Source organism: Cryobacterium sp. 10I1, from assembly GCF_035019805.1.
Classification (GTDB): domain Bacteria; phylum Actinomycetota; class Actinomycetes; order Actinomycetales; family Microbacteriaceae; genus Cryobacterium; species Cryobacterium glucosi.
Genome location: NZ_JASJVF010000155.1, coordinates 1 through 8,023, shown reverse-complemented (window position 1 = coordinate 8,023; position 8,023 = coordinate 1). Strand labels below are relative to the sequence as shown.

Sequence of the window (8,023 nt, the reverse complement as noted above, 5' to 3'; positions counted from 1 at the left end):
AGCCCGAACCGCACGCTCCCGACCCGCAGACAGCGGTCCCGGCTTTCGCGGGTCCAGCAGCCGCCGGACCGGCCGACCGCACGCACCACGAGCTGCGCACCGTCGCCCTCGGCCTCGGCTACGACGGCGTCCCGATCGTCACAGACCTCGACCTCGAGATCGCCGTCGGCCGGATCACGGTCATCGTCGGCGCGAACGCCTCTGGCAAATCGACCCTCCTCCGCGGACTTGCCCGCCTGCTCACCCCTCAGACCGGAGTGGTCCTCCTCGACGGCACCGACATCGCGACGATTCCGGGCAAGCGGGTCGCGACCGTGCTCGGCCTCCTGCCGCAACAGCCGCTCGCGCCGGAGGGAATCACCGTCGGCGAACTCGTCGGTCGCGGCCGGCATCCGCATCAGGGCTGGTTCCGCGGCACCACGGCCGCCGACGACGCCATCGTCGCCGACGCCCTCGTGCGCACCGGAACCCTCGACCTCGCCGCGCGCCGGCTCGAGGAGCTCTCCGGCGGCCAGCGCCAGCGGGTCTGGATCGCGATGGCCCTCGCCCAGGACACCGACATCCTGCTGCTCGACGAGCCGACGAGTTTCCTCGACGTCGCCCACCAGATCGAGGTCCTCGACCTCCTCCTCGAGCTCAACCGCACCCGCGGGACCACGATCGTGATGGTCCTGCACGACCTCAACCTCGCGGCCCGGTACGCCGACGAAATGCTCGTGATGCGCTCAGGCGGGATCATCGCCGCAGGGCCGCCCGCGGACACCCTGACCGTCGACGTCGTCCGCTCCGCCTTCGGGCTCGACGCCCTCGTCATCCCCGACCCGGTCTGCGGCTCACCGCTCGTCGTGCCGATCGGGAGGTTCCATCCCGCTCCGACCGCGACATCCGCTATATTAGGTAAGGCTAACCTAATCTAGTCGAACCATGTCCCTCCCCGAGACAACTGAGAAACCGGAGTTTCCCGTGCACCGTCCCCCCATTCGCGCGCTTGTCGCCGTCGCCGCCCTCGTCGCCCTGACGCTGACCGGCTGTTCCGCGCCGGCGCCCCAGCCAACGGATGCTGCGGTGGGCGACTCCGCAGCCGCGTCGTTCCCCGTCACTATCGAGAACGCCTTCGGGTCGACCGTGATCCCGAAGCAGCCGACCCGGGTCGTGACCTGGGGCTGGGGGAGCGCGGACGACGCGATCGCCCTCGGCGTCATTCCCGTCGCGATGCCGTTCCAGGCATACGCCGGTGACGCCCAGGGCGTGCTGCCCTGGATCTCCGAGGCGCTCGCGACGAGCGGAACGCCGACGCCGACCGTGCTGCCCGACTCCACGGAGCCGCCGTACGAGGACATCGCCAAGGCCGCACCCGACGTCATCCTTGCCGCATACTCGGGCATCACCGCCGAGCAGTACGCGCTGCTCAGCAAGATCGCCCCCGTGGTCGGCTACCCGGACCAGCCCTGGGCGACGAATTGGCGCGACCTCATCACGATCACCGGAACGGCTCTCGGCAAGTCCGCTGAAGCGACCACGCTTCTCGCGGGCATCGACGCGAAGATCGCCGCGGCCGCGGCAGCCCACCCCGAGTTCGCGGGCAAGTCCATCGCCCTCACGAGCGACAGCGGAGGAACGTTCTACGTCTACAAGAAGGAAGACCCCCGCGTCGCATTCACCCTCGACCTCGGCTTCGTGAACGCACCCGCCGTCGATGCCCTCGCGACCGACGAGGCGAGCTTCTACTACACGCTCAGCCACGAACAGCTCGACAAGCTCACGAGTGACGTGCTCGTGAACTTCGGGACGACGCAGGAGGAATCGGATGCGTTCCTCTCCGCCGGGTACGCCCAGGCCATGCCGCAGGTGCAGCGTGGTTCCGTCGCCTCCCCGGTCGGCGCGGCATTCATCTCGTCCGTCTCCCCGCCGACGGGTCTCTCGCTGACCTGGGGCCTCGATGACTACGTGACGATGCTCTCGACCGCGGCCAAGGCCGCCGAATAACGCACGTCGCCGGGGTTGGATTGCGGTCAAAGCACCGTCGTCGTCGCGATGAGGGTGCTTTGTGCGCAACTGGGCGGGGCGGCGGCGTGGGCGCTGTCGTCGCACCCGGCGAAATCTGCCCGAAACACGCCAACGGCCATACTTGATCGAGACACGTCCCCCTCACGCTCGCTTTAGCTAGTCCAAAACGTGACCTGCGCACAGAATCCGCGTGAGCATCCTGTTATATGCTCACCTCTGTCGCTTACCGTTTACGGACTCAATGACGAACCCCTGACACCGACAAACAAAGAAGGTTCCGCATATGCGCGCTCGATACCTACTCCCCGCCGTCGCCGCCGCGGCCGCACTGATGCTCTCCGGCTGCGTCGACAACTCGACGCCCTCGACCGGCTCGACCACCAGCGCCTCGGCAGCAGCGATCACCAAGGACGACGCGGCCGCCGCACTCGTTCCCGCCAAGATCGCGTCCTCCGGCAAGCTCATCGTCGGCAGCGACCCGACCTACGCCCCGAACGAGTTCAAGGACGAAGCAGGCAAGCCCATCGGCTGGGGCATCGAGATCGCGAGCGCGATCGCGACCAAGCTCGGGCTCACGGCCGAATTCCAGGTCGCCAAGTTCGACAACATCATCCCCTCCGTCGCCGGTGGCAAGGCCGACATGGGCGAGTCCTCGTTCACGGACACCGCCGAGCGCGAGCAGCAGGTCGACTTCGTCAACTACTACACCGCCGGTATCCAGTGGGCATCGGCCAAGGACAAGACCGTCGACCCGGACAACGCCTGCGGCATGAAGGTCGCCGTGCAGGCGACCACCTACGAAGACACCGACGAGGTCCCCGCCAAGAGCGACGCCTGCGTCGCGGCCGGCAAGCCCGCGATCGACAAGCTCAAGTTCGACACCCAGGATGCCGCGACGAACGCGGTCGTACTCGGACAGGCCGACGCGCTCAGCGCCGACTCTCCCGTCACCCTCTACGCCATCGCCCAGACCAAGGGCAAGCTGCAGCTCGCGGGCAAGACCTTCGACGTCGCACCATACGGCATGGTCGTCGCCAAGGGCTCTGACCTCGGCAAGGCCGTCCAGGCCGCACTGCAGTCCATGGTCGACGACGGCAGCTACAAGGCCATCCTCGACACGTGGGGTGTCGCCGACGGCGGCATCGACAAGATCACGATCAACGCAGCCGCGAACGGCTAACCGGTGAGCACGCCGAATCTGAACGGCCGGGGGGCGGGGCCCGCCTCGTCCCCGGCCGATCCGGCCGCCCCGGCCGCGTCGGTTCCCATCAAAGCCATCCGGCTGCGTCACCCCTGGCGGATGGTCTTCGCGATCATCCTGATCGTGGTGTTCGCCCTGGCCATCGTCGACGCGGCCTTCCGCCCCGCGTACGACTGGCCGACGGTCGCGAAGTACCTGTTCGACCGGCGCATCTCCCAGGCGGCGCTCGTGACCCTCGAACTCACCGTCTACTCGATGGTGATCGCGATCGTCCTCGGCGTGATCCTCGCGGTGATGCGGCTGTCGCCCAACCCGGTCGTGAAGAGCCTCGCGTGGTTCTATCTCTGGGTCTTCCGCGGCACACCGGTCTACGTCCAGCTGACCATCTGGGGCCTGATCTCGCTGATCTACTCGAGCATCGACATCGGCATCCCGTTCATGCACCCGTGGGTGTCGTTCGAGACCAACGCCGCGCTCAGCACGTTCGCTCTCGCGGTGATCGGCCTCTCGCTCAACGAGGCCGCATACATGGCCGAGATCGTCCGTGCCGGACTCCTCGCCGTGGATCGTGGCCAGGAAGAGGCCGCGACCGCGCTCGGGATGAGCTGGTCGCAGACGATGACCCGGGTCATCCTGCCGCAGTCGATGCGGGTGATCATCCCGCCGACCGGCAACGAGGTCATCTCGATGCTCAAGACGACCTCGCTCGTCACGGCGGTGCCGTTCAGCTTCGACCTGTTCGCCCGCTCCCGTGACATCTCCGCCGAAACGTTCAACCCGATCCCGCTGCTCATCGTCGCGTCGATCTGGTACCTGTTCTTCACCTCGATCCTGATGGTGGGCCAGTATTTCCTCGAGAAGCGTTTCGCGCGCGGCATCGGCGACCGTCAGCCGGACAAGAAGGGCGGCGGCTCCAACCCCGACCCGATCACGGGCGTCACGATCGTGCCCGGCTCCGAGCAGGCGCCGGCGACCCGCACCGGCCGAGAACCCGAAACCGGCCAGGGAGGCCCGTCATGAGCGACCTGACCACGCAGAACGCGGCATCCGCTGCCCGCGGTTACGTGCCGATGGTGCTCGCAGAGCAGGTCTCGAAGAGCTTCGGCTCGCACGAGGTGCTCAAGAGCATCTCCCTCGAGGTCAAACGCGGCGAGGTGATGTGCCTCGTCGGGCCGAGCGGGTCGGGCAAGTCCACGTTCCTGCGCTGCATCAACCACCTCGAGGTGCTCTCCGCCGGGCGGCTGAGCGTCGACGGCGAGCTGATCGGCTACCGCGAGACCAACGGCAAGCTCTACGAGATGGCGCCCAAGGAAGCGGCGAAGCAGCGCAGGGACATCGGCATGGTGTTCCAGCGCTTCAACCTGTTCCCGCACATGACCGCACTCCAGAACGTGATGGAGGCGCCGCTGCGGGTCAAGGGGCTGCCCAAGGCGCAAGCCGAGCGCACCGCCCGCGACCTGCTCGCCCGGGTGGGACTCGCCGAACGCGCGGACTACTACCCCGCGCACCTCTCCGGCGGCCAGCAGCAGCGTGTCGCGATCGCCCGCGCGCTCGCGATGGAGCCCAAGCTGATGCTCTTCGACGAGCCGACGAGCGCGCTCGACCCCGAACTCGTCGGCGAGGTGCTCGACGTGATGAAGGGCCTCGCCAAGGAGGGCATGACGATGATCGTCGTCACCCACGAGATGGGCTTCGCCCGCGAGGTCGGTGACTCGCTCGTGTTCATGGACGGCGGCGTCGTCGTCGAGTCCGGTGACCCCGAGCTCGTACTGAGCAACCCGCAACACCGCCGCACGCAGGCGTTCCTCTCGAAGGTGCTCTAGCCACCAGCTGACCCCGGCGGATGTCGGGGTCAGCTGGTCAGGACCTTGTGGATCCGCTGCAGCGACACCGACTCTGCGGCCTTGAGCTCCTGCGCGAACAGGCTGATCCGCAGCTCCTCGATCATCCAGCGTGCGCGCACGAGGTTCGCCGCCATGCCGGGGGCCAGCGGAATCCGGCCGCCGGCAGCTTCGTAGCGGGCCGTGGCCGACTGGCTTTCATTCATCCAGACCCGGTCGCGGCTGGGATTGTCGCCGAGTTTCACGATCCGTGAACTGATGCCGCCGAGGTAGCGCGGCAGGTGGCGCAGCTGGGCGAGGCCCGTCGCGCTCACGAAGCCGGGGTAGATCAGTCCGGCCAGCTGGGCACGGGCGTCCGTCAGCGCGGGCAGCAAGGCCATGCTCGTCGAGGCCTTGAGCGCCTTATCTGCGGCCCGGGAGGCGGTGAGGATGCGCGCAACGAGCCCAACGGCCTCGAACATCGAGTCCATCAGCACCCCGGACACGCGGTCCCGGATCGAGTCGAACTCGGCCTTCATGAAGACCTGGCCGCTCGGGTTCACCCGGAACAGCACCTCATCGACGCACGCCGCGAGGCAGTCGTCGAAGAGCGCCTGCGTGGTGCGGTACGGGCTCGTGGCGAGGCTGAGCTTTTCCGCCCCGGTCAGGTGCTGCTGCACGTAGGCGACCGGAGACGGCGTCGCGAGCAGCAGCAGCCGGCGCACCCCGCCCGGCAGCGTGCTCGCCTGCTCGGCGGCGGTGCTCATCATCCGGATCGCGACGCTCGTACCCTCGTCGACGAGAGTCGGGTAGCCGCGAATGGTGTTGTCGCCCTGCTTGGTGTCGATGAACCGGGGGAGTTCCGCGAAATCCCAGGTCGTGAGGCCGCCGCGCTCGATCGCGTTCACGGGCGTGGCAGCGGATGCCGCCGCGACGCTCTCGCGTGCCCGGGAACCGAGCCTGCGCTGCAGCTCGCCGAGGTCCTTTCCGGAGGCCATCGCCTGCCCGCGGTCGTCGACGACGCGGAACGTCATCCGGAGGTGCGCGGGTACGCGCCCGAGTTCGAAGTCGTTTGCGTTCACCGGGACGTAGGTGAGCCGCTGGATCAGGCCCGCGAGGATCTCGGTGAACGGCGCAGCCTCTGTCTCGAAACCCGCCCCCGTGCCCGCGCCGAGCCGGGCGCCGATGCTCGTGCCGCCCATGCTGCTCGTGTCCTTCGCCGTGCGGGCCTCGCCGGGCGCAGGCGGCAGCTCGGTGAGCAGCCGGGCCGCCCAGTCGGCGGCGGGCACGACGTTGCGACGGATGCTCTTCGGGAGCGACTTGATCAGCGCGGTCACGAGGTCGGCGCGGAGGCCCGGCACCTGCCAGTCGAAGCCGGCGGGGGAGAGCCGGGCCAGGAGGGCGAGCGGGATCAGGGCGGCGACGCCATCGTCATCCGCCCCCGGCTCGAACCGGTAGCTCAGGTGGAAACGCTGGTCGCCCTGGTGCCAGGTCGGCGGGAAGACGGCCTCGTCGATCTCCGGGGTGGCCTCGTCGGGAACGAGCGCCTCCGCGGTCATCGTGAGCAGGTCGGGGGTCTCGGCGCGCGCCTTGCGCCACCACGTCTCGAAGGTGCGCGTCGAGCAGACCTCCGCGGGGATGCGGCGCTGGTAGAACTCGAAGACGGCCTCGTCGTCGAAGAGGATGTCGCGGCGCCGGGTGCGTTCCTCGAGCTCGGCGAGTTCCTTGCGCAGCTTCGTGTTGGCCCGGTCGAACGCGGTGACGCGTTGGTCGACGCGGTCGAGGTCCCATTCGCCGTCGACGAGGGCGTGCCGGATGAAGAGCTCGCGGGCGTAGGCCGGGTCGACCGGGGAGAACTGGATGCGGCGGCGCGGCACGATCGGAACCCCGTAGAGGGTGACCCGCTCGTAGGCGACGACGGAGCCCTGCTTCTTCTCCCAGTGCGGTTCGGAGTAACTGCGCTTGCAGAGGTCCCCGGCGAGCGGTTCGGCCCAGGCGGGGTCGACGACGGCGTTCATCCGGGCGAAGAGCCGGCTGGTCTCCACGAGTTCCGCGCTCATCACGGCGTTGGGCTGCTTCTTCGCGAGCGACGAGCCGGGGAAGATCACGAAGCGCTGCTGGCGGGCGCCGATGTAGTCCTTCTTCGCGACATCCTTGAGGCCGATGTGCGAGAGCAGCCCGGCGAGGAGGGAGCGGTGGATGCCGTCGGGGTTGACCGCCGGGTCGCCGATGTGGAGGCCGAGCGGCTTGGCGAGCTGGCGGAGCTGCTTGTAGACGTCCTGCCACTCGCGCACCCGCAGGTAGTTCAGGAACTCGTTCTTGCAGAGCCTGCGGAAGGCGCTCGAGCCGAGTTCCTTCTGCTTGAGCTCGAGGTAATTCCAGAGGTTCAGCAGGCCGAGGAAGTCGCTCGTCGGGTCCGCGAACCGCGCGTGCTGCTGGTCGGCCTGCGCGCGCCGCTCGAGCGGCCGTTCCCGCGGGTCCTGGATGGTGAGGCCGGCGACGATCGCCATCACCTCGCGGCTGGCGCCCTGGGTCTTGGACTCGATGACCATCCGCCCGAAGCGGGGGTCGATCGGCAGCTTCGCGAGCTGCTGCCCGATCCGGGTGAGCTTGGACACCCCGCCGCTCGCGTTGCTCACCCCACTGCCCGGCGCAACGGCGCCGAGCTCGGCGAGCAGGTCGAGGCCGTCCTTGATACCGCGGGAATCCGGCGGGGTGAGGAACGGGAACGCGGCGATGTCGCCGAGGCCGAGCGAGATCATCTGCAGGATCACGGCGGCGAGGTTGGTACGCAGCACCTCGGGCTCGGTGAACTCCGGGCGGCGACCGAAGTCCTCCTCCGAATACAGCCGGATGGCGATGCCGTCGCTCGTGCGCCCACTGCGCCCGGAGCGCTGGTTCGCGGAGGCCTGGCTGATCGCCTCGATCGGCAGCCGCTGCACCTTCGAGCGCACGCTGTACCGGCTGATCCTGGCGGTTCCGGCGTCGATGACGT

6 protein-coding genes are annotated in these 8,023 nt (G+C 68.6%); 5 read left to right on the top strand and 1 reads right to left on the bottom strand.

Going from position 1 to position 8,023, the window contains the following annotated elements; genetic code table 11:
* Positions 1-92 precede the first annotated feature (92 nt).
* From QN345_RS12930 to QN345_RS12910, 5 genes are all read left to right on the top strand, one after another.
* Complete coding sequence (locus QN345_RS12930; protein ID WP_323508722.1) at positions 93-917, top strand: ABC transporter ATP-binding protein; 825 nt, start codon at positions 93-95, stop codon at positions 915-917.
* A gap of 46 nt (positions 918-963) precedes the next feature.
* Positions 964-1,986: an ABC transporter substrate-binding protein gene (locus tag QN345_RS12925; protein ID WP_322135274.1), complete on the top strand. Its 1,023-nt coding sequence runs from the start codon at positions 964-966 to the stop codon at positions 1,984-1,986.
* A gap of 304 nt (positions 1,987-2,290) precedes the next feature.
* The gene (locus QN345_RS12920; RefSeq protein ID WP_322135275.1) at positions 2,291-3,187 is read left to right on the top strand and encodes an ABC transporter substrate-binding protein; all 897 of its coding nucleotides are present in this window, start codon (positions 2,291-2,293) and stop codon (positions 3,185-3,187) included.
* A 3-nt stretch (positions 3,188-3,190) separates the two neighbouring features.
* A complete protein-coding gene (locus QN345_RS12915; protein ID WP_370294755.1) occupies positions 3,191-4,228 on the top strand; it encodes an amino acid ABC transporter permease in 1,038 nt (345 codons plus the stop codon).
* A gap of 50 nt (positions 4,229-4,278) precedes the next feature.
* Complete coding sequence (locus tag QN345_RS12910; RefSeq protein WP_134449397.1) at positions 4,279-5,031, top strand: amino acid ABC transporter ATP-binding protein; 753 nt, start codon at positions 4,279-4,281, stop codon at positions 5,029-5,031.
* A 29-nt stretch (positions 5,032-5,060) separates the two neighbouring features.
* Here the strand turns inward: QN345_RS12910 and hrpA are convergent.
* The coding region (hrpA, locus tag QN345_RS12905; protein WP_323508721.1) for an ATP-dependent RNA helicase HrpA at positions 5,061-8,023 on the bottom strand (2,963 nt) is incomplete at its 5' end.